At 63.6% G+C, this 24,320-nt stretch carries 24 protein-coding genes; 15 read left to right on the top strand and 9 right to left on the bottom strand.

Annotated elements, in window-relative coordinates; genetic code table 11:
* Window positions 1-613: 613 nt before the first annotated feature.
* The gene (locus tag QCBJ_RS08980; protein WP_102060611.1) at window positions 614-1,612 is read right to left on the bottom strand and encodes an NAD(P)H-quinone oxidoreductase; all 999 of its coding nucleotides are present in this window, start codon (window positions 1,610-1,612) and stop codon (window positions 614-616) included.
* Complete coding sequence (locus QCBJ_RS08975) at window positions 1,609-2,841, bottom strand: YbfB/YjiJ family MFS transporter (protein ID WP_102060610.1); 1,233 nt, start codon at window positions 2,839-2,841, stop codon at window positions 1,609-1,611. The genes QCBJ_RS08980 and QCBJ_RS08975 overlap by 4 nt, the downstream gene beginning before the upstream one ends.
* A 112-nt stretch (window positions 2,842-2,953) precedes the next feature.
* On the opposite strand from QCBJ_RS08975, the gene QCBJ_RS08970 reads away from it, so the two are divergent.
* Together QCBJ_RS08970 and QCBJ_RS08965 are read left to right on the top strand one after the other, a co-directional pair.
* Complete coding sequence (locus tag QCBJ_RS08970; RefSeq protein WP_102060609.1) at window positions 2,954-3,829, top strand: LysR family transcriptional regulator; 876 nt, start codon at window positions 2,954-2,956, stop codon at window positions 3,827-3,829.
* A gap of 77 nt (window positions 3,830-3,906) precedes the next feature.
* Complete coding sequence (locus QCBJ_RS08965; RefSeq protein WP_046036222.1) at window positions 3,907-4,293, top strand: DoxX family protein; 387 nt, start codon at window positions 3,907-3,909, stop codon at window positions 4,291-4,293.
* A gap of 248 nt (window positions 4,294-4,541) precedes the next feature.
* Here the strand turns inward: QCBJ_RS08965 and QCBJ_RS08960 are convergent, their stop codons facing one another.
* The 3 genes from QCBJ_RS08960 to QCBJ_RS08950 form a co-directional block, all read right to left on the bottom strand.
* Window positions 4,542-5,360 (bottom strand): alpha/beta fold hydrolase, encoded by an 819-nt coding sequence (locus QCBJ_RS08960; RefSeq protein ID WP_046036221.1) that lies wholly within the window; start codon window positions 5,358-5,360, stop codon window positions 4,542-4,544.
* A gap of 88 nt (window positions 5,361-5,448) precedes the next feature.
* Window positions 5,449-6,840, bottom strand: coding sequence for an alginate export family protein (locus QCBJ_RS08955; RefSeq protein ID WP_102060608.1), 1,392 nt, complete (start codon window positions 6,838-6,840; stop codon window positions 5,449-5,451).
* Window positions 6,837-7,733 (bottom strand): VOC family protein, encoded by an 897-nt coding sequence (locus QCBJ_RS08950; protein ID WP_064055248.1) that lies wholly within the window; start codon window positions 7,731-7,733, stop codon window positions 6,837-6,839. Before QCBJ_RS08950 ends, QCBJ_RS08955 begins: the two co-directional genes overlap by 4 nt.
* 146 nt (window positions 7,734-7,879) lie before the next feature.
* On the opposite strand from QCBJ_RS08950, the gene QCBJ_RS08945 reads away from it, so the two are divergent.
* Window positions 7,880-8,947, top strand: coding sequence for an NAD(P)-dependent alcohol dehydrogenase (locus tag QCBJ_RS08945; RefSeq protein WP_102060607.1), 1,068 nt, complete (start codon window positions 7,880-7,882; stop codon window positions 8,945-8,947).
* 165 nt (window positions 8,948-9,112) lie between these two features.
* Here the strand turns inward: QCBJ_RS08945 and QCBJ_RS08940 are convergent, their stop codons facing one another.
* Window positions 9,113-9,412, bottom strand: a complete 300-nt coding sequence (locus QCBJ_RS08940) for a hypothetical protein (RefSeq protein WP_102060606.1) — start codon at window positions 9,410-9,412, stop codon at window positions 9,113-9,115.
* A 202-nt stretch (window positions 9,413-9,614) separates the two neighbouring features.
* On the opposite strand from QCBJ_RS08940, the gene QCBJ_RS08935 reads away from it, so the two are divergent.
* From QCBJ_RS08935 to QCBJ_RS08925, 3 genes are read left to right on the top strand one after another with little or no spacing between them, the layout of a single operon-like run.
* Entirely contained in the window at window positions 9,615-10,274 is a 660-nt protein-coding gene (locus QCBJ_RS08935) for a secretin and TonB N-terminal domain-containing protein (RefSeq protein ID WP_370636195.1), read from the top strand.
* Window positions 10,271-10,816, top strand: a complete 546-nt coding sequence (locus QCBJ_RS08930; RefSeq protein ID WP_046036215.1) for an RNA polymerase sigma factor — start codon at window positions 10,271-10,273, stop codon at window positions 10,814-10,816. The genes QCBJ_RS08935 and QCBJ_RS08930 overlap by 4 nt, the downstream gene beginning before the upstream one ends.
* A 37-nt stretch (window positions 10,817-10,853) precedes the next feature.
* Entirely contained in the window at window positions 10,854-11,780 is a 927-nt protein-coding gene (locus tag QCBJ_RS08925) for a DUF4880 domain-containing protein (RefSeq protein ID WP_102060605.1), read from the top strand.
* A 1-nt stretch (window position 11,781) separates the two neighbouring features.
* On the opposite strand, the gene QCBJ_RS08920 is transcribed toward QCBJ_RS08925, so the two are convergent.
* Together QCBJ_RS08920 and gspH are read right to left on the bottom strand one after the other, a co-directional pair.
* Window positions 11,782-12,378, bottom strand: coding sequence for a prepilin-type N-terminal cleavage/methylation domain-containing protein (locus QCBJ_RS08920; protein ID WP_046036214.1), 597 nt, complete (start codon window positions 12,376-12,378; stop codon window positions 11,782-11,784).
* The gene (gene gspH / locus QCBJ_RS08915) at window positions 12,375-12,827 is read right to left on the bottom strand and encodes a type II secretion system minor pseudopilin GspH (protein ID WP_012723638.1); all 453 of its coding nucleotides are present in this window, start codon (window positions 12,825-12,827) and stop codon (window positions 12,375-12,377) included. The genes QCBJ_RS08920 and gspH overlap by 4 nt, the downstream gene beginning before the upstream one ends.
* Before the next feature lie 93 nt (window positions 12,828-12,920).
* On the opposite strand from gspH, the gene QCBJ_RS08910 reads away from it, so the two are divergent.
* Window positions 12,921-13,352, top strand: coding sequence for a type II secretion system protein N (locus tag QCBJ_RS08910; protein WP_012723639.1), 432 nt, complete (start codon window positions 12,921-12,923; stop codon window positions 13,350-13,352).
* On the opposite strand, the gene gspI is transcribed toward QCBJ_RS08910, so the two are convergent.
* Entirely contained in the window at window positions 13,339-13,704 is a 366-nt protein-coding gene (gspI, locus tag QCBJ_RS08905; RefSeq protein WP_102060604.1) for a type II secretion system minor pseudopilin GspI, read from the bottom strand. The genes QCBJ_RS08910 and gspI overlap by 14 nt on opposite strands.
* A gap of 148 nt (window positions 13,705-13,852) precedes the next feature.
* Between gspI and gspG the strand changes: the two genes are divergently transcribed.
* From gspG to QCBJ_RS08865, 8 genes are all read left to right on the top strand, one after another.
* The gene (gene gspG, locus QCBJ_RS08900) at window positions 13,853-14,302 is read left to right on the top strand and encodes a type II secretion system major pseudopilin GspG (RefSeq protein ID WP_012723641.1); all 450 of its coding nucleotides are present in this window, start codon (window positions 13,853-13,855) and stop codon (window positions 14,300-14,302) included.
* Window positions 14,303-14,310: 8 nt separating this feature from the next.
* Complete coding sequence (gene gspK, locus QCBJ_RS08895; RefSeq protein ID WP_012723642.1) at window positions 14,311-15,180, top strand: type II secretion system minor pseudopilin GspK; 870 nt, start codon at window positions 14,311-14,313, stop codon at window positions 15,178-15,180.
* The gene (gene gspL / locus QCBJ_RS08890) at window positions 15,177-16,238 is read left to right on the top strand and encodes a type II secretion system protein GspL (protein ID WP_102060603.1); all 1,062 of its coding nucleotides are present in this window, start codon (window positions 15,177-15,179) and stop codon (window positions 16,236-16,238) included. The genes gspK and gspL overlap by 4 nt, the downstream gene beginning before the upstream one ends.
* Entirely contained in the window at window positions 16,231-16,743 is a 513-nt protein-coding gene (gspM, locus tag QCBJ_RS08885) for a type II secretion system protein GspM (protein ID WP_012723644.1), read from the top strand. The genes gspL and gspM overlap by 8 nt, the downstream gene beginning before the upstream one ends.
* Window positions 16,740-19,049: a type II secretion system secretin GspD gene (gene gspD, locus QCBJ_RS08880; protein WP_102060602.1), complete on the top strand. Its 2,310-nt coding sequence runs from the start codon at window positions 16,740-16,742 to the stop codon at window positions 19,047-19,049. Before gspM ends, gspD begins: the two co-directional genes overlap by 4 nt.
* Window positions 19,050-19,848: 799 nt before the next feature.
* Window positions 19,849-21,267, top strand: a complete 1,419-nt coding sequence (gene gspE, locus QCBJ_RS08875; RefSeq protein ID WP_012723646.1) for a type II secretion system ATPase GspE — start codon at window positions 19,849-19,851, stop codon at window positions 21,265-21,267.
* The gene (gene gspF / locus QCBJ_RS08870; protein ID WP_012723647.1) at window positions 21,267-22,478 is read left to right on the top strand and encodes a type II secretion system inner membrane protein GspF; all 1,212 of its coding nucleotides are present in this window, start codon (window positions 21,267-21,269) and stop codon (window positions 22,476-22,478) included. The genes gspE and gspF overlap by 1 nt, the downstream gene beginning before the upstream one ends.
* A gap of 456 nt (window positions 22,479-22,934) precedes the next feature.
* Window positions 22,935-24,119, top strand: a complete 1,185-nt coding sequence (locus tag QCBJ_RS08865; RefSeq protein WP_012723648.1) for a substrate-binding domain-containing protein — start codon at window positions 22,935-22,937, stop codon at window positions 24,117-24,119.
* Window positions 24,120-24,320: the final 201 nt, after the last annotated feature.

Genomic DNA, 24,320 nt, shown 5'->3' with positions numbered 1-24,320 from the left:
AGTGAGCCGCTGTAAAAGCGGAACCCATAGCGGCCGTTACCTAAATAACGGATATGTACCCGGTCTGATCCAACATCCAAGTCAGCTGTCAGGCCGCCAGCGGGAGCAAGCTCCCTCGCCACAGGTTCGCCGCCATACCCGAAATTGTGTAGATACCGATGCACCGCTATCGGGGGCAAGCCCCCTCCCACATTTGGATCGCGGTCTAACCGTTAGATGGCGGTCGTCGGTCAGGCCGCCAGCGGGAGCAAGCTCCCTCGCCACAGGTTCGCCGCCATACCCGAAATTGTGTAGATACCGATGCACCGCTATCGGGGGCAAGCCCCCTCCCACATTTGGATCGCGGTCTAACCGTTAGATGGCGGTCGTCGGTCAGGCCGCCACGGGAGCAAGCTCCCTCGCCACAGGTTCGCCGCCATACCCAAAATGGTGTAGATACCGATGCACCGCTATCGGGAGCAAGCCCCCTCCCACAGTTGGATCGCGGTCTAACCGTTAGATGGCGGTCCTCGGTCAGGCCGCCACGGGAGCAAGCTCCCTCGCCACAGGCCCGACGCCATACCCAGAATTGTGTAGATACCTATGGGTATCGCAGGCAAGCCCGCTCCCTGTATTACTCCACCCGCAACACAATCTTGCCAATATGATCCCCACCCTCCATCCGCGCATGAGCCTGGGCCGCGTCGGTGTAGGCGTACACCTTGTCAATGATCGGCAAGCAACGCCCGGCGGCCAGCACCGGCCAAATGTACTCGCGCAACTGTTCAGCGATGGCGGCTTTTTCGTCTTTGCTGCGTGCTCGCAGAAGTGATCCAGTAATCACCGCGCGTTTGGCGAGAATGCTCAGCAGGTCGACATCATTGGCCTTGCCACCGCCGAGAAAGCCCAGCATCACCAGGTGACCGTCCATGGCCAGGGCCTTGAGGTTGTTGTTGAGGTAGGAGGCGCCCATGATGTCAAGGATGACATTCACGCCCTGGTCATCGGTCTTCTGGGCGATGACCTCGGCAAAATCCTGCTCGCGGTAATTGATCGGCTCAGCGCCCAGCGTGGCAATGGCTGCGCATTTGTCGGCGCTGCCGGCGGTGGCGAAGGCCTGGATGCCGAACTCGCGGCACAGCATCAGCGCGGTGGTGCCGATACCGCTGGTGCCGCCATGGATCAGCACGCGCTGACCGGTGTGCGCATCGCCAAGGCCAAACAGGTTGGCCCAGACGGTGAAGAAGGTTTCCGGCACAGCGGCGGCTTGGATCCAGTCCATGCCCTCGGGGATCGGCAGGGCCTGGCTGGCCGGTACGCTGCAGAACTGCGCGTAGCCACCGCCATTGGTCAGGGCGCAAACCTTGTCGCCCAACTGGTATTCGCTCACGCCATCGCCCAACGCCACCACTTCACCGGCCACCTCCAACCCTGGGATCGGGCTGAAGCCGGGTTTCATCGGGTACTTGCCGGCGCGTTGCAGGGCGTCAGGGCGGTTGACCCCGGCGGCATGCACGCGGATCAGCATCTCGCCGGGGCCTGCGACAGGCACCTCGGCGCGGCGCGGTTGCAGCACTTCAGGCCCGCCGGGGGTGGTGATTTCGATCAGGGTCATTTCTTGAGGAAGCGTCATTTCAGAGTACCTGCAGCGATGAGCGTATGGGTTGGGACCGTACCAAGCGGTCGACGGTTCAGCATAATCATGCCCAGTTCCAGGGCCAGCGCGACCACGATGGCCCCGGCGGCGATCATGAACAACAGCGCATGCTGGCCGCCGCTGCCGTTGAACAGCGCCGAGTAGGCAAACCCGGACAGCGCCTGGAACGTCGCGAAGGACACAGTAGCGCGGCTCCAGGCCACTTGCTGCTGGTGATGATTGGGCAGCAGTTCATGCACCCGCGCCAGTGCCAGCGGCACGATGCCCGGCGGGAAAGAGCCGAGGATCACCGCCAGCACCGCGAGGGCGCTGAACGAGCCGGCGAATGGCAACAACCCGACGGCAATCGCCTGCACCACCAGCACCACGCGGATACTCAAGCGTGCACCGAGTTTATCGGCGAGGAAACCGTAGGTCACCGGCCCCACAATCGCGCCCAGGCCGTACATCACCCAGATCATCGCGCCGACGTGTGCGCCGTCACCCAGGCCACGGGCCACGTAATCCACCAGGAACACCATCGCCGGCACCAGGCCCGCCGCCATGAAGGCGTATTGGGCAAACAACAGGTACACGCCGGACGGCGTCCGCGCTGAGGTGTCCGCGGGGCCCGCGGCTTCCTGCAGCGTACCGGTGGGCCAGGCGAACCAACTGGCGGCCGTCAACACCAGCGCCAACAGGCCCAGGCCAAACCAGGTCTGCTGCAACCCCAGGCTCAGCAGCGGCGGCACGAGGGTGCCGGAGCCGGCAATGCCCAGGCCGATGCCAAGGAAGATCGCGCCGCTGGCCAGGCCCCGACGCGCCGCCGGTACATGGGGCAGCACGGTCGCTGCTACCAGCACCATGATCGCGCCCCCGGCAATGCCCGAGAGCAGGCGCCAGGCAAAGAACCACACCACCGACAGTGGGAAGCCACAGGCGAAGAACGCCAAGGTCACCGCCACCATCATGGTGCGCAGGGCGGCCTTGTTGGAGGTGCGCTGGGCGATGGGCCGACCGATCAGCGCGCCGATCAGGTAACCCACCAGGTTGGCGGCACCGAGGTAGACCACGTCGCTGGCGGAAAACCACTGCGCCTGGATCAAGGTCGGGATCAACGGCGTATAGGCGAACCGCGCCAGGCCGATGCTGACCAGGCTGGCGCAGAGGCCAGCGAAGATCGGCAGCCAGACTGAGCGGCGAGTTGGAGTGGGGGTGTCGAGCATGATGGCGGTCCTGGGTATTTTTCTCTGGCGCCCAGCATATCCAGGTTTGTTGATGCAATAATGCTGCGATTACACACCATAGCGATGCATATATGCATCACAAGGGGCAGGTATGAATTGGGATGATGCGCGGGTGTTCCTGGCGGTCTGCCGCGAATCCACGCTGCGCGGTGCCGCAAGGGTGCTGGGCGTGGATCAGGCCACAGTGGGCCGGCGGGTCAACGCCCTGGAAAAGTCCCTGAGCGCCACGTTGTTCCTGCGCACGTCCGAGGGGTATGCGCTCACGGCGGTAGGCGAGGCAGCCTTGCTCTCGGTGGAGAAAATGGAGCGCTCGGCCCTCGACCTCGAGCGCCAGATCCAAGGCCTGGACGAGCGCTTGACCGGCACCGTGCGGGTCAGCACCACCGACTCCCTGGCCATCGATTTCCTGATCCCCGCGATCGCCTGCCTGCACGACAAACACCCCGACGTGCGTGTGCAGTTGGACGCCTCTACGCAGATCCTCAGCCTGGCCAAGCGTGAAGCCGATATCGCCGTGCGCAACACCCGCCCCGATAACCCCGACCTGATCGCACGGCGCATCGCCCGTTGGTCGGTCGGGCTGTTTGCCTCCCAGGGCTACATCGACCGCCACGGCGTGCCCGAGCCCGGCAGCCTGTTCGACGGGCATGACTTGGTCGTCTACCAGCCCTACCTGCAAAGCCAGAAGGACATGGCCTTGGTCTCTGAACCCCTGGGGCGCGGGCGTATCGTCGCGGCCTTGAGTTCCAGCCTGCTGGTGCGCCGCTCCATCGCTGCCGGCATCGGCATCGGCGAGATCCCGGTGTACACCGGCGAGCGCGACGGGCTGGTGCGCCTGTGGCCCGAGCGCACGCGGCCCTTGCCGTATGACGTGTGGCTGGTGACCCACGCTGACCTGCGCCACACGGCGCGGGTGCGCGTGGTGATCGACGAAATCGTCGCCGCCTTTGCCGGCACCGGGGGCTGAGGTCAGCACAGGCTTGCAAGCAGGTGGAGGGCTTGGTCGACACAATCGACGTTTGTAGCCACCCACCGAGAGCACGTATGAACGAATCGAAAAGTCAGGACTTGGGGCTGTTGTTTCTGCGGGTCAGCGGGGCGCTGTTCCTGCTGTGGGTACACGGTTTGCCCAAGTTATTGAATTACAGCGAACAACTGAAACTGATCGAGGACCCGTTTCACTTGGGCGCCCACGTCACGCTGCTGCTGGCAATATTCGCCGAAGTGCTGTGCCCGGTGCTGATCATTGCCGGGGTGTTGGTGCGCCTGGCGTGCCTGCCGATCCTGGCGGTGCTGTTGATCGCCATGGTGGTGGTGCACCCGGAGTGGACGTTGTTCGAAGGGCAGTTCGGCTGGTTGCTGTTGATCATTTTCACCAGCGTATTGATCGCCGGACCAGGGCGCCTGGTCTTGAGCCAGCGTTTCTCCTGAGCAAAAAAAAGGCCGGCAAGCCCTAATGTCAGTCAGTTAAGAAGCAGCAAGAGCGAAAAGTAACCTGTGGCGAGGGAGCTTGCTCCCGCTGGACTGCGCAGCAGTCCCAGTCTTTTGAAACAAAGAGCTGGGGCCGCTTCGCGACCCAGCGGGAGCAAGCTCCCTCGCCACAGGTACGGTGCTCACCCTTAACTGACTGGCATGACGGGCAAGCCCGGCCAAAATAAGGAGAGGGTGGTTCAGGCGTTTCAGCGGTTCAGGAACGCCAGCAGGTCTTCATTCAACTGCTGCGCGTGGGTCACGGCGAACCCGTGTGGCGCATCCTTGTAGACTTTCAGTTCGGCGCCCTTGATCGAGGCCGCGGCGACTTTACCGGTGGTTTCGAACGGAACGATCTGGTCGCCATCGCCGTGGATGACCAGGGTCGGCACGTCGATCTTGGCCATGTCCGGGCGGAAGTCGGTTTCAGAGAATGCAGTGACGCAATCCACGGTCGACTTCAGGGACGCCTGCAAGGCGATCTGCAGGGTCTGGGTCAACACGCCTGCGGAGACGGTCTGGCCCTTGTTGATGCCGAAGAACGGCGTATTGAAGTCGGCGATGAACTGCGCGCGATCCTTCAGCAGGCCAGCCTTGATGCCATCGAACACTTCAGTCGGCACGCCCTGCGGGTAATCCGGTTTCTGGCCGAAGAGCGGTGTCACCGCACCCAGCAGCACCAGGCCGGCAACCCGTGCGCTGCCGTGGCGGGCGATGTAGCGCGCGACGTCGCCGCCGCCCATGGAGAAGCCCACCAGGGTCACGTCCTTGAGGTCCAGGTGCTCGATCAACTGCGCGATGTCGTCGGCGAAGGTGTCGTAGTCGTTACCGGTCCAGGGTTGGTCCGAGCGGCCAAAGCCACGGCGGTCGAACGCGAGGGTGCGAAAGCCACGGCTGCTCAGGTATTCCATCTGGTATTCCCACATGTCGGCATCCAGCGGCCAGCCGTGGCTGAACAGCACGGGCTTACCGCTGCCCCAGTCCTTGAAGTAGATCTGGGTACCGTCTTTGGCAACAAATGTGCTCATGGAAAACTCCTTGGTAGCGGGAAAATGGCTCAGCGTCACTATGGGTATAAAGCGTGCGCCGGGCTTGTATGGGTGTGCTTGGTTGGGGCTACCAGCTGAATTTCAGCTCGACGCCCAGGTAATTGCTGTCATCACCGCCGGCATCGCGCAGGGTTCGGCCGACCGCGTAATGCACGGCTTCGACGGCGCCGGTGAGGTTCGGCGTAAACACATAGTCGGTACGCAGCTGACCGTAGGCGCCCGTCCAACGTTCACCTTGGCCGGCGGTTCCTGCGACGGGCAGGTTCGGTTGGGTATAAACCGCATCATGGGTGGTTTGTCGCCACAGTAGGCCGATGGCGGTTTGCACGCTGAGCTTGTCGATCGGCTTGACGGTGATCGACGGCTTGACGTGAATCAAGTTGCTGTAGCCGGTGTAGCCCGCGAGGGAAAAGTAATAGCCGTTGGGGAACAGCGGGTTGAACGTGCCGAGGGTGCCGTCCCCGGTTTTACGGTCGCCCGAGGCGATGTCCAGTTGCAGGCCCAGGCGCGGTTTCCAGGCCAGGCTGTCGAAGGTGTAGCCGGTGCGGCTGCCACTGGCCCAGGCGCGGATATCCTTGCTGCCCACCGAGCCGCTTTGCAGCATCGCTTCGACGTCCCAGTCAAACCCCATGGCCGCGCCGCCCAGACGAGCGTCGAACAGGTGGCGGGTCTCGTCGCCGTCCGCGTCGAGGTAATGCGCCGCGCTGCGTTCATACACGCCGTAGTAGGTCGACAGTTCGTTCTTGCCGCCCACCAGCCGCTCCACGCGCAGCATGTGGAAGCGCGCATCGCTGTTGGATTTGTCGTCGAAGTGCCGCCCGTCCTGGTACTGCACCGGCTGGCTGGCAATCCCGATAAAACGCCAGTTGGACGTCTCCCAGTCGGCCCACAGCGCATCGAAGGACTGCCGCACATTCGGACCGTCCCGCGACGAGATGAAACGCTGCAAATCGAAGGCGAAATCCTGGCGCCCGACGCGGGCCTTCAACGTGCCGCTGCTGAAGGTATTCACGTATTCGGCAAAGGCCAGGCGCAGGTCGACACGGTTCTGGTCGGCGCCGCCAATCGTGGTTTTGTCGTAGGCGCGCACGTCTTCGAGTTGGGTGAATACCCGCCAGTTTTCGTTCAGGTGCAGGTCGGCATGCACCTGGAAACGCTGGATCAGGTAGCGGTCACGCTTCACGTCGCGCACGCCGAAACCACTGGCGTCGTTCATCTCGAAGCGCTCGCGCAACGTCGCACCGAGGGACAGGTAGGTCAACGGGTCGGCACTCGACAACGGGATGTACTTCAAGGTGTCCAGCGGCTGCGTGCGCAGCGCCGGGTTCTGCAGCACCGACCAGTCTTCCTGCCAGCGGTTGGCCTTGATGGCCGGGCGTGTCGCTTGCTCATAGGCGTGGACGCTGCCGGCGAGCAGCGGCCACAGCACGGCCAGGCCCCAGCCTGTGCGGCGCGTCATTTTGCTGCGTTGAGTTGATGAATCTCCGCGACATAGCCGCCGGGGAATTCCACCAGTGCACTGCGACGGCCTTTACTCTCAAAGGCCGGCACCACCACGGTGGCGCCGGAACCGGTGGCTTTGCCCAGGGTGGCCGTCAGGTCAGCCACTTGATAGCCGGTGGTCTCGTGGCCGAACGGGTAGGGCAGTTGGCCGTTGGTGACCAGTACCGCCATGCGCCCGAACGGCGACTCGATGTCGACACGTCGATAGCTGCCGTTGGCTTGACCGATATCCACGCCCGGCGCGTGTTTGTCATCGGCCAGGACTTTGCCGTGGGAGAAGCCGAGGAACGCCTTGATAAAGCGGTCGGCACGGTCGGCGCTGAGGTACACGCGGTTTTCCGGCACGGTCTGGAACGCTGCGTAATCCGGGGTCTTGGTGTGCCAGTAGAGTTGCATGTTCACACCGCCTGGCCACTGCACCACCGCGTCACGGCCGATCGGGTCGGGAAAGTCGCTGACGATCACCGCCGCGCCGTTTTCCCGCGCGGCCTTGAGGGCGACGTCCATGTCCTTGACCAGGTAACCGTTGCGCTCCTGGCCGAACGGGTGCGGGATCGGCGTGGTGAAACCAAACAGCGACACCGTGCCCGCCGGCGTCTGCAGCAATTGCGAGGTGGTGCTGCTGGGCACCGGCAGCACATTCACCACCACCTGGGCGGTGCTTTTACCGCCGAAGGTGGCCAGGAAACTCTGGGCGAAACGGTCGACATCGGCCGGCGCTACATACACGTGGCTGGTGTCGTATTGCGGGGCCACGGCCACGCTCGGGGTTGCCGCGAAGGCATTGCCCATCATTGCGCTCGCCAGCAGCGTCAATGCCACAGATACCTTGATTGCTTTGCTACGCATGCCCACTCTCCAGCACTTCTACGCGATTGAAGCCGTGAGGTTAGGGGCACAGAGGCGAAGGAAATTGTACAGACGTGCTCGGTTGAACGGTTCAGCGTCTATGCTGGTCCACTGACTTCTACCGTCAGATCACACAGGTGAACGAAATGGCCAAGACTTACAGCTACGCCGCCCAGAACGCCAAGGATGCCCTCAAACCCTTCACCTTCGAGCGCCGCGCGCCGGGGGCGGATGACGTACAGATCGACATTCTCTATTGCGGCGTGTGCCACTCCGACCTGCACACCGCGCGCAACGAGTGGAAGAACACCCTTTACCCCTCCGTGCCGGGCCATGAAATTGTCGGCCGCGTGACGGCGGTCGGGGGCAATGTGACGACCTTCAAGGTCGGCGACCTGGCCGGTGTCGGCTGCATGGTCGACAGCTGCCAGCACTGCGCGTCGTGCGCCGAAGGCGAGGAGCAATACTGCGAGAGCGGCTTTACCGGCACCTACAACGGTCCGGTGTTCGGGGGTGAAAACACCTATGGCGGCTACTCGGACAGCATCGTGGTCAAGGAGAAGTTCGTGCTGCGCATCTCCCACGACGATTCCAACCTGGCCGCTGTCGCGCCGTTGCTGTGCGCGGGCATCACCACCTACTCGCCGCTGCATCACTGGAAGGTCGGCCCCGGCAAGAAGGTCGGTGTGGTGGGCCTCGGTGGGCTGGGGCATATGGCGGTGAAGATCGCCCACGCCATGGGCGCGCACGTCACGTTGTTCACCACCTCGCCGAGCAAGCGCGAAGACGGCCTGCGCCTGGGCGCCGACCAAGTGGTGGTGTCGAAGAACCCGGACGAAATGGCCAAGGTCGCCAACAGCCTGGACTTCATCCTCAACACCGTCGCCGCGCCGCACGACCTCGACGCCTTCCTCAACCTGCTCAAGCGTGACGGCACCATGACCCTGGTCGGCGCCCCCGACAGCCCGCACCCGTCGCCGACCGTGTTCAACCTGATCTTCAAGCGCCGCAGCCTGGCCGGTTCGCTGATCGGTGGGATCCAGGAGACCCAGGACATGCTGGACTTCTGCGCCAAGCACGGGATTGTCTCCGACATCGAGATGATCGATATCCAGGGCATCAACGAGGCCTATGAGCGCATGCTCAAGGGCGATGTGAAGTATCGGTTCGTGATCGACATGGACAGCTTGAAAAAGGAAAGCCACGCGGCTTGAAACGCACGCTATAAACCCCTGTAGAACCCCGTGGGAGGGGGCTTGCTCCCGATAGCGGTGTTCCGGTCAGAACGTCTGTGACTGACCCACCGCCATCGGGAGCAAGCCCCCTCCCACAATTTTATGGGCGCACTGCAGATCGAGAGAGGCTATCTGCCTGACGGCTTAAGGCCGCTGCGGTTTTACCGACGTACCGAAGGTGTTGCCCATCCGCACGCTGGTCGCCGCCGGCGTGGCTAGACCGACTTTATTGGGCAGGCGCTTTTCGACGGCAATGTGCTGCGCCTCGCGGTTTTTTTGCGTCGCTGTTGTCGCATTCGTTTCACTGCCCATCTGTTGGCTGAGGCAGCCATAGTCAGGCGCCTTGTAGCCATCCACCGTGACCTCTGCGCAAGTGTCGGCATGGGCGATCAAGGGCAGGGCAGTGCACAGCAACAGGCTGGCAATGGACGCTAACACTTTCATCGGAGCCTCCTGGCGGGCCCGCAGGAGTGGGCCAGTAAGGCTTGAGAGTCTAGTGCAGCTGGCTGCTCGTCACCGTGATGTTTTTTTTGCTATCACCGTAACATCAGGTTCATAAACTGGCCTCAGGATGACGGTTTTCTAGGGCGCGTCGGCCGTGCAGCGATGCAGAGCAGGGGGTGGACAGGGGGGCTGGCGGCGCGCCGTGTGCGCCCTGGTCTTGCTGTTGCTGCTGCTCGGTGGTCGCGCCGCGCAGGCCGAGGCTCCGCTGCTGTCGTTGAACCTTGCGGCGCAAGACCTGGAACACGCACTGCAAGCGTATAGCCGCGCCACCGGGATGGCCGTGCTGGTGGACCGCGAGTTGACGCGGGGCCGGCGCTCCATCGCGGTGCGCGGGCGCTTTACGGCGCAAGAAGCACTGGCAATGTTGCTGACAGGGAGTGGCCTGATGGCACGTTATGCACGCAGCGATGCATTTACCTTACAGCTGCCCGATGTCAGCCCGCCACCCCCGACCCAGGGGACGGCGGCACGGCATACAGCGCGGATCAACACCAGCTATGCGACGGCATTGCAGCACGCCATCGAGACCAGCCTGTGCCGTTCGCCGCTGACCCGGCCCGGCGGTTTTCGTGCGCTGGTGCAAGTATGGGTCAACCCGGACGGGGTGATTGCACACAGCCGGTTGGTCAGCTCCACCGGCGACGAACAACGCGATGAAGCACTGGTACGCAGCCTGGCAACAACACGGGTCGAACGCCCCGCACCCAGCTCACTGCGCCAACCCGTGACTTTACTTTTGATGCCTGACACCACAGGAACGCGCATGGAATGCACAGTAGCGAAAGGAGCCTCGGGCGGATGAAAAACTCCGGGCACAGCACCATGGTCAGCTTGTTCCTGGCCTCCTACGAAGACTTCAAGGTGCGTTTGCGCAAGCGCCTGGGCTCGGAGGACCTGGCCAACGACGTGCTGCACGAAACCTACCTGCGGGTCGACCGCATGGAGGTGCCGCCGAACCTGCAACAGCCCAATGCCTACCTCTACCGCATGGCCCTGAACATCGCCGCCGACCGCCGCCAGGCCGACGCGCGCTTGCTCACCGGCAGCGAGGTCGAAGAATTGTTGCAAAGCGCCGACGAAGCCCAGGACCCCTCGCGGGTGGTAGGCGGCCAGAAAGAAATCCAATCCCTGGTCAAAGCCCTTTACGAGTTGCCGGCACGCCGCCGCAAAATCCTGATCGCCGCCCGCCTGGAAGAGGCGCCGCACCTGGAAATTTCCCAGCGTTTCGGCATCTCCACGCGCATGGTCGAGAAAGAAATCAAGGCCGCCCTGGGCCATTGTGCCAAGCGGCTGGAAAGAAAAGTGATTCAGCGGTTCGGTCCCGGTGCCGGAAAACCGTCTTAGTGTCGAGTCCCTGATAAATCCGTGAGTACGTGCGCGCTTGAATATTTTTAGCTTCTCCACCGCCCGGCAGTCCGCCGCCAGCCCCCTGCACGATGAAGCCCGCGACTGGCTGGTCCTGCTGACCTCGGGCCGCGCCACCGTGGCCGATGCCAAGGCCCTCAAGGCGTGGTGCGCGCAGAGCCCCGCGCATGCCCAAGCATTCGAGCAGGCCAAGACGCTGTGGCAGCAAGTGGCACCGGCGCTCGATCACGTGTCGCAACCGCGCAGCTTTGGCCGGCGTGCCTTCCTTGGCGGTGCGCTCGCCGCTTCGGCGGCCGTGGTGATGGTGCGCGTTGGCGTACCGGGCGGTTTTGCCGGGCTCACGGCTGACTATCGCACCGCCGTCGGCGAGCAGCGCCAAGTGGTGTTGAGCGACGGGGTCAGCCTGGAACTCAATACCCAGACCCGCATCAGCCGGGTCGGGCAGGGCATTGAATTGCTCGAAGGTGAAGTCGAGGTGTTCGCCCACGTTGCCCAACCGCTCAAGGTCCAGGCCGGCGAGGGCTGGGTGAGTGCGGCGCAGGCGCGGTTCAATGTGCGCAACACCGACCATAACGTGTGTATCACCTGTATCCAGGGTTCGCTCTCGGTGGATATCGCCGGGCGCAGTGTGCGCCTGGACCAAGGCCGACAATTGACCTACGGCGCCGCCGGAATCAGCGACGTGACAAGCGTGGACACCCAGGCGGTGCTGGCCTGGCGCGAACAGGTGCTGGTGTTCAACAACGCCACGCTGGCGACGGTGGTGGATGAGATCAACCGGTATCGGCCGGGGATGCTGGTGTTGCTGAATAAACAACTGGGCCAGCGCCGGGTGCAGGCGCGGTTCAGTTTGCAGCAGCTGGCGGGCGTGGCGTTGTTGATCCGGGATGCCTATGGGGCCAAGTGCACGGAGTTGCCGGGTGGGGTGGTGTTGTTGAGCTGACTCACTTCAACGGCCCCACCACCTGCCTATACGTTTCCACCCCCTGCGGCGTCTGCCGTACCAGGCTGATTTCCAATCCCAACGGATCCTCGCGCCGATTCCCGCTTAACTGCCGCCAGCCCTTATCCGGCTCCCACACTCGCACCTGCAGGTCACTCACGCCGGTCAACACCACCAGCCCATCCTTCGCCGCCGGCAACGGGTAGCGGTCACGTGTCGGCGCGGCGGCGCGATACAGGGCGTCGCCCTTGAGCCACCAGCGCACCCGTTGCAGGCCATCGCCTGCCACCGGGGCGCTGCGGATCACGTCGAGACGGAAGCCTTTGCTGTCGGAACTGCGCACCGTGATTGCGGCCAAGCCTGTGTCTTGCGGCGCGTCTGGGGCTGTCAGTTCAACACTGGCCCGCAGGCTGATATCCCGCTGCATCTGGTTCAACGCTCTCAGCAACACCTCAGTTTGCTCGGTACTCGCCTGCAAGTGCTGATCCGCACGGGTGACGCTGTCCAGCCCGCGCCAGGCGATCAGGCTGACCACCGCCATGAGCATGATCGCCACCATCACTTCGATCAGGGTGAAGCCGTGCTGGGATCGGTTCATGGCTGGCTCACCACGCGCATCAAGCCGGCGGCGTCGCGTTGCAGGCTGAGGCTGTGTTGCCCGTCGGACAGCACCACGCGCAGCGGTGGGTTGATCCATTCGGCATTAAGCACCAGGGTTTGCCGGGGTTCGATGTTGATTTGCATCGGTGTGCTTTCCCATAGGCGCGGGCGCAGTTGGCTGTCGCCCTGGAAGGATTCCACGCTCGCGCCATCATCGCTGCGGCGGTTGAAGCGAAAGCCCTTGGCGTCGGCGCGCCAGGTGATGGGGCGGCCGTCGGCGTGGGCTTCGGCTTGGGCGACTTGCAGCAGTTGGCTCAGGCGTTCGGCGTCCTTGCGCAGCAGGTGCAGCGGGTCGGGTTTGATCGTGAGGCTGATGGCGGCGCTGGCGATGCCGATGATCACCAGCACCACCATCAGCTCGATCAGGGTGAAGCCTTGCTGTTTCATCGCGTACTTCCTGGAACACTGGGGAGTGTGTGAAATAAAAGCGTGCGAATTGACCTGTAGGCTGGTGCGACGGACAAACAGGAGGTCCTCCCCATGACATTTGCCCCTCGTATCACCCTGGCCCACGGCGTGCAGGCGCTGGGCGTATTGGCCGCCTTGGCGGGCGTGGCGGTATGGACGCCGCTGCTGCTCACCCGCGCCGAATCCCACACCCCGCAAGCCACGCCCCAGGCGTTGGCGGCGCGCAGCGATAACCCGGCGCTGCAATGGTTTTCGAATGCGCCGACGGCGCTCCAGGTCAAAGTCACAGGCGTGCTCGCAGGTGCCCGTGGTGCGGTGGCGATCCTCAGTCTGAATGACGGCCCGCCGCGCAGCTTTCTGTTGGGTGAGCGGCTTAGCCCCGGCGTGCGGCTGACGGCCATCGAAGGCGACGGTGTGGAGATCGAACGCGGTGGCGAGAAACTGCGCGTCAACCTCGACAAGCTGCCGCAGGGCCCCGCGCTGCCGCTGCTCACTCGGCCATGACCTGGGTGTCCAGGCGCGCCAGGGGCGGCGCTTCGCGGCTGGCGTCGAGCACCTGCAGGTTGATCTGAAACAGGCGGCCATCGGCGTTGATGGTCTGCTCGCAACGCAGCTTCAAGCGGCCTTGGTCACACACGAAGGTGCGCTTGCCGCTGCGCAAGTGTCCTTCCAGGCGCAGTTCCGCCAGGCGACTCTGTGCCGCCAGCAACGCGATTGACTTGTCCCGCAGCAAGCCGTTGCTCTGGGTCATCAGCCCGGCCACGCGCACCGCGGCGGCCATGGCCACGGCGATAATCGCCAGCGCCACCAGCACTTCGATCAGGGTAAAACCTTGCGCGTTGCGACGGCCGTACATGGCGCTCTCAAAGCCGGGAAACAAGCCCGCAGACTAGCGCCGGCAGTTGACCGATTGGCGACCGAAACTCCCGAGGATTTTCAATACGACTGACATGTGTTCTTGCAACACTGCGCCACGAATTGCACTCAAGCCAAGGAATGTCGAGATGGATATCGCGCGCCCAACATCCCCATTGCCGGGCCCTCGCGGCCAGCGTGGCTTCACGCTGATCGAGATCATGGTGGTGGTGGTCATCCTCGGGATCCTGGCCGCCATGGTGGTGCCCAAGGTCCTCGACCGTCCGGACCAGGCGCGGGCCACGGCGGCCAAGCAGGACATCGGCGGGCTGATGCAGGCGTTGAAACTCTATCGCCTGGACCACGGCACCTATCCGAGCATGAACCAGGGCTTGAAAGTGCTGGTGGAGCGCCCGGCGGATGCGAAGAACAGCAATTGGCGCGCCTACCTGGAACGCTTGCCCAACGACCCCTGGGGCCACCCTTATCACTACCTCAACCCGGGCGCCAACGGTGAGGTCGATGTGTTCTCCCTCGGTGCCGACGGCCAACCGGATGGCGATGGCGTCAATGCCGATATCGGCTCCTGGCAGTTGTAAGGCCCGTCATGAAAGGGTATTCGCCCCCAGCGGCGAAGCAGCGCGGCATGGCGATTATCAGCGCCTTGCTGATCGCGGCGGTGGTGGCGGTTCTGGCCGGCGCCATGCTCACACGCCAGACCGTGTTCACCCGCAGCCTGGAGGCCGAGCAACTGCGCATCCAGGGCCAGTGGCTGTTGCAAGGCGGCCTGGAACGCAGCCGGCAGATGCTCTGGGACGCGCGCCAAAAGGAGGTGCTGACGCGCCTTGATCAATCCTGGGCCCGTGCCCAAGGCGGCGCGTTCGAGGGGCGGATTGAGGACGAGCAAGGCAAGTTCAACCTGCGCAATTTGGTCAATCGCCAGCAGGTGGACAGCGAGCAGTTGCAGAGTTTCGAGCGGCTGTGCCAGTTGATCGGCGTCGACCCGGCGGTGAGTCGCCGCGTCAGCCAGCGAGTGATCGCCTCTTATCTCCCCCCGGTCAAATACCCGATGCTGCGCAGCCTGGATGACTTGAGTGGCCTCGAAGGCCTAGACCCCCTCGTGTTGCAGCGCATGCAGGCGTACATCAGCGTGTTGCCTGGGCCTACTTGGGTCAACGGCAACACCGCCAGCGCCGAAGTGCTCAGCGCGGTGGTGCCGCAGCTCAGCCTGTCCCAGGCCCATGGGCTGGTGGCCGAGCGTGACAGCGGGCAGTGGTTTATCAACCGTGGAGACTTCGTCAACCGCCTGCATTTACCCCAGGTGGTGATGGATTCGGTGCAGGTCGGTATTACCAGTGAGTGGTTTCGCCTGCAGGGCCAGGCCCGGCGTGAGCAGCGCCGGGTCACGATCGACGCGTTGCTGCATCGGCCCGAAGACCGTCAGCCACGAGTGATCTGGTCGCGGGTGGGCGTATGAAACGCTTGCGCATCGGCTTGCCGCCGCTGGATCAATTGACCGCTGAAAGCCAGGTCAGGTTTGCCTGGCTGGAGCGTGGCGTGGTCGTTGAAGAGGGCTATGAACACCTCGCGCAGTTGGGTAAGTCCCGCCAGGCAGTGGACTGCTTCCTGCACCCCCAGGACAGTCTGCTGACCCGCCTGGATCTGCCGCCATTACCGGCGGCGAAAACCGCTGCCGCCGTGGCCTGTGCCGCGCAGGCGCTGATACTCGGCCCGGTGGACCAGATGCAGGTGGCCCACGGCCCGCGTGACAGCGATGGGGGCGTGCAGGTGGCCTGGGTGCCCAAGGCCGGGTTGGCGCTGCTGGCGCAACTGCCACTCAAGCTGCGCGGCCTGTACCCGGCGCCCTATGCCTTGCCGGTGGGTGCGGCGGCGTTGGACGAAGGCTATCTGTTGACGCGTGACAGCCTGCAACAAGGCGCGGTGCACCCGTTGGGGTTGCAGGCGCTGGATGTGCCGCTGGTGGAGGCCACGCAGCGTTGGAGCGGGCCGGTGCCGGCTTGGGGATTGCACGGTCGCCTCAACCAACCCTCGACCGGCGGATGGGGCAGGGCGCTGGCCTGTGTGGCGCTGGCCACGGCCATCTGGACCGTCGGCCTCAACCTCTACGCGGCCCGCCAGGTGGAAGAAGGCCAGCGACTCAAGGCATCGATGAGCCAGCAGGTGCGCCAGGCCTTTCCCGAATTGCCGGTGGTGCTCAACCCGTTGCAACAGGCGCGTCAACAATTGGCCGCCCGCCAGACCGGCGCGGCGGCCGACCCAGGGCAACGCTTCGCCAGCCTGGTGCAACTGGCGGGCAATAACCTGCCCTTCATGGTGGGCAGCGTCGACAACCTGAGCTTTGAGCAGGGGCGCCTGCACGTTGAATTACTCGCCGACAGTCGCAACCCAAAGGCCGAAGGTGAATGGCAGGCAGCGTTGGCCCAGGCCGGTTTTACCGCCAGCCGCGATGAGCATGGCTGGACCCTTGCCCCGGCGCAGGCCGCAGAACAACCCGCAGGGGCCGGTGATGAATAAAGTCCAGCGACTGCGCAGCCAGGCCCAGGTGTTCTGGAACGGCCTGGCCCTGCGCGAAAAGCGCCTGCTCGGTGGGGCCGGCCTGGTCCTGGCGAGCCTGCTGACCTGGCTCGTACTGGTGCAGCCCGCGCTGAAGAAGATCGATTACTGGCAGGCCGAAACCCCCAAGCTGCGCGCCCAGGCCGAAGCCTTGCAAGTGCTGTTGCAGGATGTCGCCGCGCCCAGGCCAGGCGACGACACCGCACTGCGCCAAGCCCTGGATGGCGCCGGTCTGCAAGGCCATTACCAATTGCAGGCACTGGAATCCGGTGGTTGGCGCCTGACCTTCGACAACGCCCCGGCGGATGCGGTGGTGGGCTGGCTGTTGGGCAATGCCCGTTCGTTTTCCCTGGAGGTGTCTGAGGCGCGTTTGCAGCGCGCCCTCGATACCGTCGATAACTCGGCCGGCACTGTGTCCGGGACCGTTCGCATGGATCAGGCGCTTGGCGCTAAGGAAGCTTCATGAAGTGGTCAGTCCCCTCTTTTCGTAGGGTCGCGCCTTTGCTGGTGCTGGCGTTGAGTGCGTGCAGCAACCCGTCAACCACGCCGTTGCTGGTGGACAGCGAACTCGGTCAACCGTTGGCGAACACCCAGCGCAGCGGCGAGAACGTGTTGGACCGCCAGCGCGACCTCGCATCCAAGCCGCCCGTACAGCACCGCGTGACCAACAGCGCCCGTGGCCACGCCCCGGCGGCCGTGAAGGCGCGCAACCCGCTGGGTGACCAGCCGGTGCAGCTCAATTTTGTCGATGCGGACATCCAGGCGGTGGTCCGCGCACTGTCCCGCGCCACCGGCCAGCAGTTCCTGGTGGACCCGCGTGTAAAGGGCAACCTCACCCTGGTCAGCGAAGGCCAGGTGCCGGCGCACCAGGCCTACGACATGCTGTTGGCGGCGCTGCGCATGCAGGGCTTCAGCGTGGTCGATGTGGGCGGTGTCGCCCAGGTCGTGCCCGAAGCTGATGCCAAGTTGCTCGGCGGGCCGATCTACAGCGCCGGTAGCAGCGGCATGCAGACCCGCACCTTTCGCCTGCAATATGAAAACGCGGTGAACCTGATCCCGGTGCTGCGCCCCATCGTGTCGCCGAACAACCCGATCAATGCCTACCCCGGCAACAACAGCATCGTCATCACCGACTACGCGGAAAACCTTGCGCGGGTGGCGCAGATCATCAGCGGCATCGACACCCCCAGCGCCATCGACACCGACGTGGTGATGGTCCAGAACGGCATCGCCGTGGACATCGCCGCCATGGTCTCGGAGCTGCTGGAAACCCAGGGTGCCGACCAGACCCAAAAGATCAACGTGATCGGCGACCCACGCTCCAACTCGATCATCATCCGTTCCGGCAGCCCGGAACGCACGGAACTGGCGCGCAACCTGATCTACAAGCTCGACAACGCGCAGAGCAACCCCAGCAATATGCACGTGGTGTACCTGCGCAACGCCCAGGCGAGCAAGTTGGCCCAGTCGCTGCGCGGATTGCTCACTGGGGAAAGCGATTCCGGCGTCAGCGACGATGCGCGTGGCAAGCTCAGCGCCATGGGCGGTAATGGCAAGAACACCCAAGGCACCAGCAATGCGCAAAACAGCAGCGGCACGCCGACTGGCAGTGGTGTGCAGTCGGGGTATGGGCAAACCACCGGTTCGACTCCCAGCACCAGCGGCACCTCCACTGAGAACCAGGACACCGCGTTCAGCGCCGGCGGCGTGACCATCCAGGCGGACGCTACCACTAACACCCTGCTGATTTCCGCGCCGGACCCGCTGTACCGCAACCTGCGCGAAGTGATCGACATGCTCGACCAACGCCGCGCCCAGGTGGTGATCGAAAGCCTGATCGTGGAAGTCGGCGAAGACGATGCCACCGAATTCGGCGTGCAATGGCAGGCCGGCAACCTCGCCGGCAAGGGCGGTTTTGGCGGGGTCAACCTGGGCGGTAGCGGCGTGAACAGCACGCCGACCAGCAAGACCAGCATCGACGTGTTGCCCAAGGGCCTGAACGTGGGGCTGGTCAACGGCACGGTGGATATTCCCGGTATCGGCAAGGTACTCGACCTCAAAGTCTTGGCCCGGGCGCTGAAGAGCAAGGGCGGCACCAACGTGCTGTCGACGCCGAACCTGCTGACCCTGGACAACGAAGCGGCGAGCATTTTCGTCGGCCAGACCATTCCGTTTGTCACCGGCAGCTATGTGACCGGTGGCGGGGGGACCAGCAACAACCCGTTCCAGACGGTGCAGCGTGAAGAAGTGGGGCTCAAGCTGAATGTGCGGCCGCAGATTTCCGAAGGGGGCACGGTGAAGCTGGATATCTACCAGGAGGTCAGCACCGTGGATACACGGGCGTCGGTGGACGCGGGCACGGTGACCAACAAGCGGGCGATCGATACCAGTATTTTGTTGGATGACGGGCAGATCATGGTGCTCGGCGGGTTGCTGCAGGATGGGTATAGCCAGAGTAATGATGCGGTGCCGTGGTTGTCGGATATTCCGGGGTTGGGGGCGTTGTTTCGTAATGAGAAGCGCAGTGTGAACAAGACCAACCTGATGGTGTTTTTGCGGCCGTATATTATTCGGGACAGTGGGGCGGGGCGCAGTATTACCTTGAACCGGTATGAATTTATGCGCAGGGCGCAGGGGGGGCTGCAGCCGGAACATAGTTGGGCGATGCCGGATGTGCAGGCGCCGCAGTTGCCTTCGGTGGAGAAGGCGATTCCGGGTGCGCCGCGGGCGGTGATCAGGGCGGTGCCGGTTTCTGGGGGGGCGCAGCGGTGATTGAGTACATATCCGTTGCTGCGGTAATGGCTACCTATGGTTCCGCTCTTACAGCGGGTCACTTTTGGAAGGACCCAAAAGTAACCAAAAGGTCCTCGCCCCACCACTCGGCACCTCGCCTGGGCTCGGTGTGCCCTCACTCCGGCTTTGGAGCGTGGGCCGCCGCGATGGGCCATCCTTGGCCCAGCGCGGCTAACCCGGCGTCCTGCCGGGTTACCCACGCTCCAAAGCCTGCGTTCGGCCAGCGTGGTTTTACGGGGCGCCTAAGATCAAAAGCAAGAGCAAGAGCAAGAGCACGGCGGCCTGACAGCCGACCTGAGTGGTTGGATCAAAAGCAGGCAAGCCAGCTCCCACATTTGAACCGAGATCGGCTCTCAATACTGGTCGGCCTTAAGGCCGCCGCGTTTGCCTTTGCCTTTGCCTTTGCCTTTGCCTTTGCCTTTGCCTTTGCCTTTGCTTCACACCACTCAAGCCGGCTGTCAGGCCGCTGTGCTTTTGCTTTTGATCTTGATCTCAAGCGCCCCGTCAAACACGCTGGCCGGAATTCGGCAGGGATTTGGGGGGTAAACCGGCAGGGATGCCGGTTTAGCCGCCCCGCGCCATGGATGGCGCGTGGCGGCGGCCCCCCAAATTCCTGTCGGATTACGGGCACACCGAGCGTGAGCGAGGTGCCGAGTGTTGGGGCAAGAGCGTTTTGCTTACTTTTGCGCTTTTCAAAAGTGAGCCGCCGTAAGGGCGGAACCCCTATCAGCCATCACCTAAAAAACGGATATGTACACCCAAAAAAAGGCCCAACCCAATGAGCCTGCTCCCCTACGCCTGGGCCAAATCCCAACGCATCCTCCTGCGCCCCGGCGAGAACGGCATGCTGCTGACCGTCTGCCCCTCAACCCCCGGCTGGTCGATCAGCGAGGTGCAGCGCCAGTTCGGTCAGTCGCAGGTTGAGCAGATACGCGATGACGAACTCGACGGCCTCCTGGCCAGCGCCTACGCCGACACCGGCAGCGCCGCCGCCGTGGTGGGCGCCGCCGAAAACGAGGTCGACCTCGACCGCCTCATGCAAGACATGCCCGAAATCACCGACCTGCTCGACACCCAGGACGGCGCCCCGGTGATCCGCATGATCAACGCGTTGCTCACCCAGGCCGCCCGCGATGAGGCCAGCGACATCCACATCGAACCCTACGAAACCCACTCCGTGGTGCGCTACCGCGTCGACGGCACCCTGCGGGACGTGGTCTCACCCCGCAAGGCCTTGCATGGCGCGCTGGTGTCGCGAATCAAGATCATGGCCCAGCTCGATATCGCCGAAAAACGCCTGCCCCAGGATGGGCGTATTGCACTGCGTGTGGCCGGGCGGCCCATCGACATTCGGGTGTCGACCGTGCCCACCGGGCATGGCGAACGAGTCGTCATGCGGCTGCTGGACAAACAAGCCGGGCGCTTGCAGCTGGAAACCCTGGGCATGGAGGCGCAGTTGCTGGCGCGCCTGGATACGCTGATCCGCCAGCCCCACGGCATCGTGCTGGTCACCGGCCCTACCGGCAGCGGCAAGACCACCAGCCTGTACGCCGCCTTGGCACGGCTGGACGCGAGCACCAGCAATATCCTCACCGTGGAAGACCCGGTGGAGTACGACCTGCCGGGCATCAGCCAGATCCAGGTCAACGCCAAGATCGACATGACCTTCGGCCTGGCCCTGCGCGCGATCCTGCGCCAGGACCCCGACATCATCATGATCGGTGAAATCCGTGACCTGGAGACCGCACAAATCGCCGTGCAGGCTTCGCTCACCGGTCACCTGGTGCTGGCGACCTTGCACACCAACGATGCGGTGTCGGCGGTCAATCGCTTGATCGATATGGGCGTTGAACCGTTTCTGTTGGCTTCGTCATTGCTCGGCGTGTTGGCCCAGCGCCTGGTGCGCCGCCTGTGCCCGCACTGCAAGCAGGAGGACCCTGCGGCGCCCGGCACCTGGCGCCCGGTGGGGTGTGCGCAGTGCAACCAGATCGGCTACAGCGGGCGTACCGGTATCCATGAATTGTTTTGCGTCGACGACGATGTGCGCAGCCTGATCCACCAGGGCGCCAACGAGCAGGACTTGCGCCTGGCCGCACGCCGCGCCGGGATGTTCAGCATGCGTGAAGACGGCGAACGCTGGGTGCGCAGCGGTGCCACCGCGCCCGAAGAAATCCTGCGCGTGACACGGGACGCCTGATGAATCGCTATCGCTATGAAGCCGCCGATGCCAGCGGCAAAGTCGAGGCCGGGCATGTGGAGGCCGACAGCCAGAGTGCGGCCTTCGCCAGTTTGCGCAGCCGGGGTTTGACCGCGTTGCTGGTGCAGATCGAAGGCGGCCAGCCAGCGGCGGCGGGCAGCAGCCTGTTCACTGCCAAACTCTCAGACAATGATTTGGCCTGGGCCACGCGGCAACTGGCGAGCCTGCTGGGCGCCAGCCTGCCGTTGGAGGCGGCGTTGAGCGCCACGGTGGAGCAGGCCGAGAAAAAACACATCGCCCAGACCCTCGCCGGTGTGCGCGCCGATGTGCGTGGCGGCATGCGCCTGGCGGAGGCGTTGGCGGCGCGGCCACGGGATTTTCCGTCGATCTACCGCGCGCTGATCGCGGCGGGGGAGGAGTCCGGCGACCTGGCCCAGGTGATGGAGCGCCTGGCCGATTACATCGAGGAGCGCAACAACCTGCGCGGCAAGATCCTCACCGCGTTTATTTACCCCGGTGTAGTGGGACTGGTGTCCATCGGCATTGTGATTTTCCTGTTGAGCTACGTGGTGCCCCAGGTGGTCAGCGCGTTTTCCCAGGCGCGCCAGGACCTGCCCGGGCTGACCCTGGCGATGCTCAACGCCAGTGACTTTATCCGCGCCTGGGGTTGGCTGTGTTTCGCCGGGATCGTCGGCGGTTTCTGGAGTTGGCGCCTGTATTTGCGCAACCCGGTGGCGCGTTTGAATTGGCATAGCCGCGTCTTGCGCCTGCCGCTGATTGGGCGTTTTGTGCTGGGCCTGAACACCGCGCGGTTTGCCTCGACCCTGGCGATTCTCGGCGGGGCCGGCGTGCCGCTGTTGCGTGCCCTGGAAGCGGCGCGGCAGACCCTGTCCAATGATCGCCTGAGCCAGTGCGTCAACGACGCCACCGCCAAGGTGCGCGAAGGTGTCAACCTGGCCCCGGCACTGGCGGTAGAAAAGGTGTTCCCGCCGGTGCTGATCCACCTGATCGCCAGCGGCGAAAAAACCGGCTCGCTGCCGCCCATGCTCGAGCGCGCGGCGCAGACGCTGTCGCGGGACATCGAACGCCGCGCCATGGGCATGACCGCGTTGCTGGAGCCGCTGATGATCGTGGTGATGGGCGCCGTGGTGCTGGTGATCGTCATGGCGGTGTTGTTGCCGATCATCGAGATCAACCAACTGGTCACTTAGCGCACTGACCGGACCCCCTCCAAATACCGCAGCGAGCTGCCTGTGGTGCGCGGACTTCCTGTGGTGAGCAAGCTTCCTGTGGTGAGAGAGCTTCCTGTGGTGAGCGGGCTTGCCCCGCGCTGGGCTGCGAAGCAGCCCCATTGGTTCTTCAGCGTTCTCGGGTTCCTCATTCCGTCACATCTCGCCCCCTACGCGGCCTCCAGGCCCGCAGGCTGAAACCTCGCTGTCACTTCCCTCCAAACCGCTCAAAACCATGACCAAAACACCCGAGAATCTTTTTAAAAATCAAGCCCTTCCTCCCGAGGTTTTTTCCTTTTGCTGTCATCGGAAGCTGCGAAATTTCCTATCCATGGCCTCACCCCTCGCCACCCCCGCAAACCGGCTTGGGACCGAAGCCATGGCGTCATGCAAGAGCCATCTACCCCAACGTACAAACACGACGAAAGGAGATTCTTCATGTTTAAGCGCAACGTTCTCGCGGTATCCATGACCCTCGCTGCACTGTGCTCGGCACAGGCTGCAATGGCTGACATCAACGGCGGTGGTGCCACCCTGCCACAAGCGCTGTACCAGACCTCCGGCGTGTTGACTGCCGGTTTCGCCCAGTACATTGGTGTCGGCAGCGGTAACGGCAAGGCAGCCTTCCTGAACAACGACTACACCAAGTTCCAGGCTGGCGTGACGAACAAGAACGTGCACTGGGCGGGCAGCGACTCCAAGCTGAGCGCCACTGAGTTGTCGACCTACGCTTCTGCCAAGCAACCGACCTGGGGCAAGTTGATCCAGGTGCCATCGGTGGGGACTTCGGTTGCCATTCCTTTCAATAAAAGCGGTTCCGCCGCTGTAGACCTGAGCGTTCAAGAGTTGTGCGGCGTGTTCTCGGGCCGTATCAATACCTGGGACGGTATTTCCGGTTCTGGCCGTACCGGTCCGATCGTTGTGGTTTATCGCAGCGAAAGCAGTGGTACCACTGAACTGTTCACCCGTTTCCTCAATGCCAAGTGCAACGCAGAAACAGGCAACTTCGCCGTCACCACCACCTTCGGCACCAGCTTCTCCGGTGGCTTGCCTGCCGGCGCCGTTGCTGCTACTGGCAGCCAAGGTGTAATGACTGCCCTGGCCGCCGGCGATGGCCGCATCACCTACATGAGCCCTGACTTCGCCGCCCCTACATTGGCCGGTCTGGACGACGCTACCAAAGTGGCTCGCGTGGGCAAAAACGTCGCCACTAACACCCAGGGCGTTTCGCCTGCCGCCGCCAACGTGTCTGCCGCTATCGGCGCAGTACCGGTACCGGCTGCCGCTGATCGTTCCAACCCGGACGCTTGGGTTCCAGTCTTCGGTCCGGACAACACCGCCGGTGTACAGCCTTACCCAACCTCGGGCTACCCGATCCTGGGCTTTACCAACCTGATCTTCAGCCAGTGCTACGCCGACGCGACCCAGACCACCCAAGTGCGTGATTTCTTCACCAAGCACTACGGCGCCTCCAACAACAACGATGCAGCCATCACCGCCAACGCTTTCGTTCCACTGCCAACCGCTTGGAAAGCCACCGTTCGCGCCAGTTTCCTGACCGCGAGCAACGCCCTGAGCATCGGCAACACCAACGTCTGCAACGGTATCGGTCGTCCGCTGTAACCCACGCTTTCAACGACCTGCACCCCCTGATCAGCAACGGCCCGTGCCGTTGCTGATTTTTGCGTTTGTGCGGTTTTTCGACCCGTTACCAGCCCTATATGAACTTTGCATGACAGAAGTTCAGTCGCGCCCCTCGCCAACCGCCTAACCCTCATACGTGAGCCTGTCTTGCTCCCTGCGTGATAACAAAGAAGGAAGAAC

The sequence above is a fragment of the Pseudomonas sp. QC2 genome, assembly GCF_002859085.1.
Classification (GTDB): Bacteria; Pseudomonadota; Gammaproteobacteria; order Pseudomonadales; family Pseudomonadaceae; genus Aquipseudomonas; species Aquipseudomonas petroselini.
This window is presented reverse-complemented; position numbering and strand designations above follow the sequence as displayed.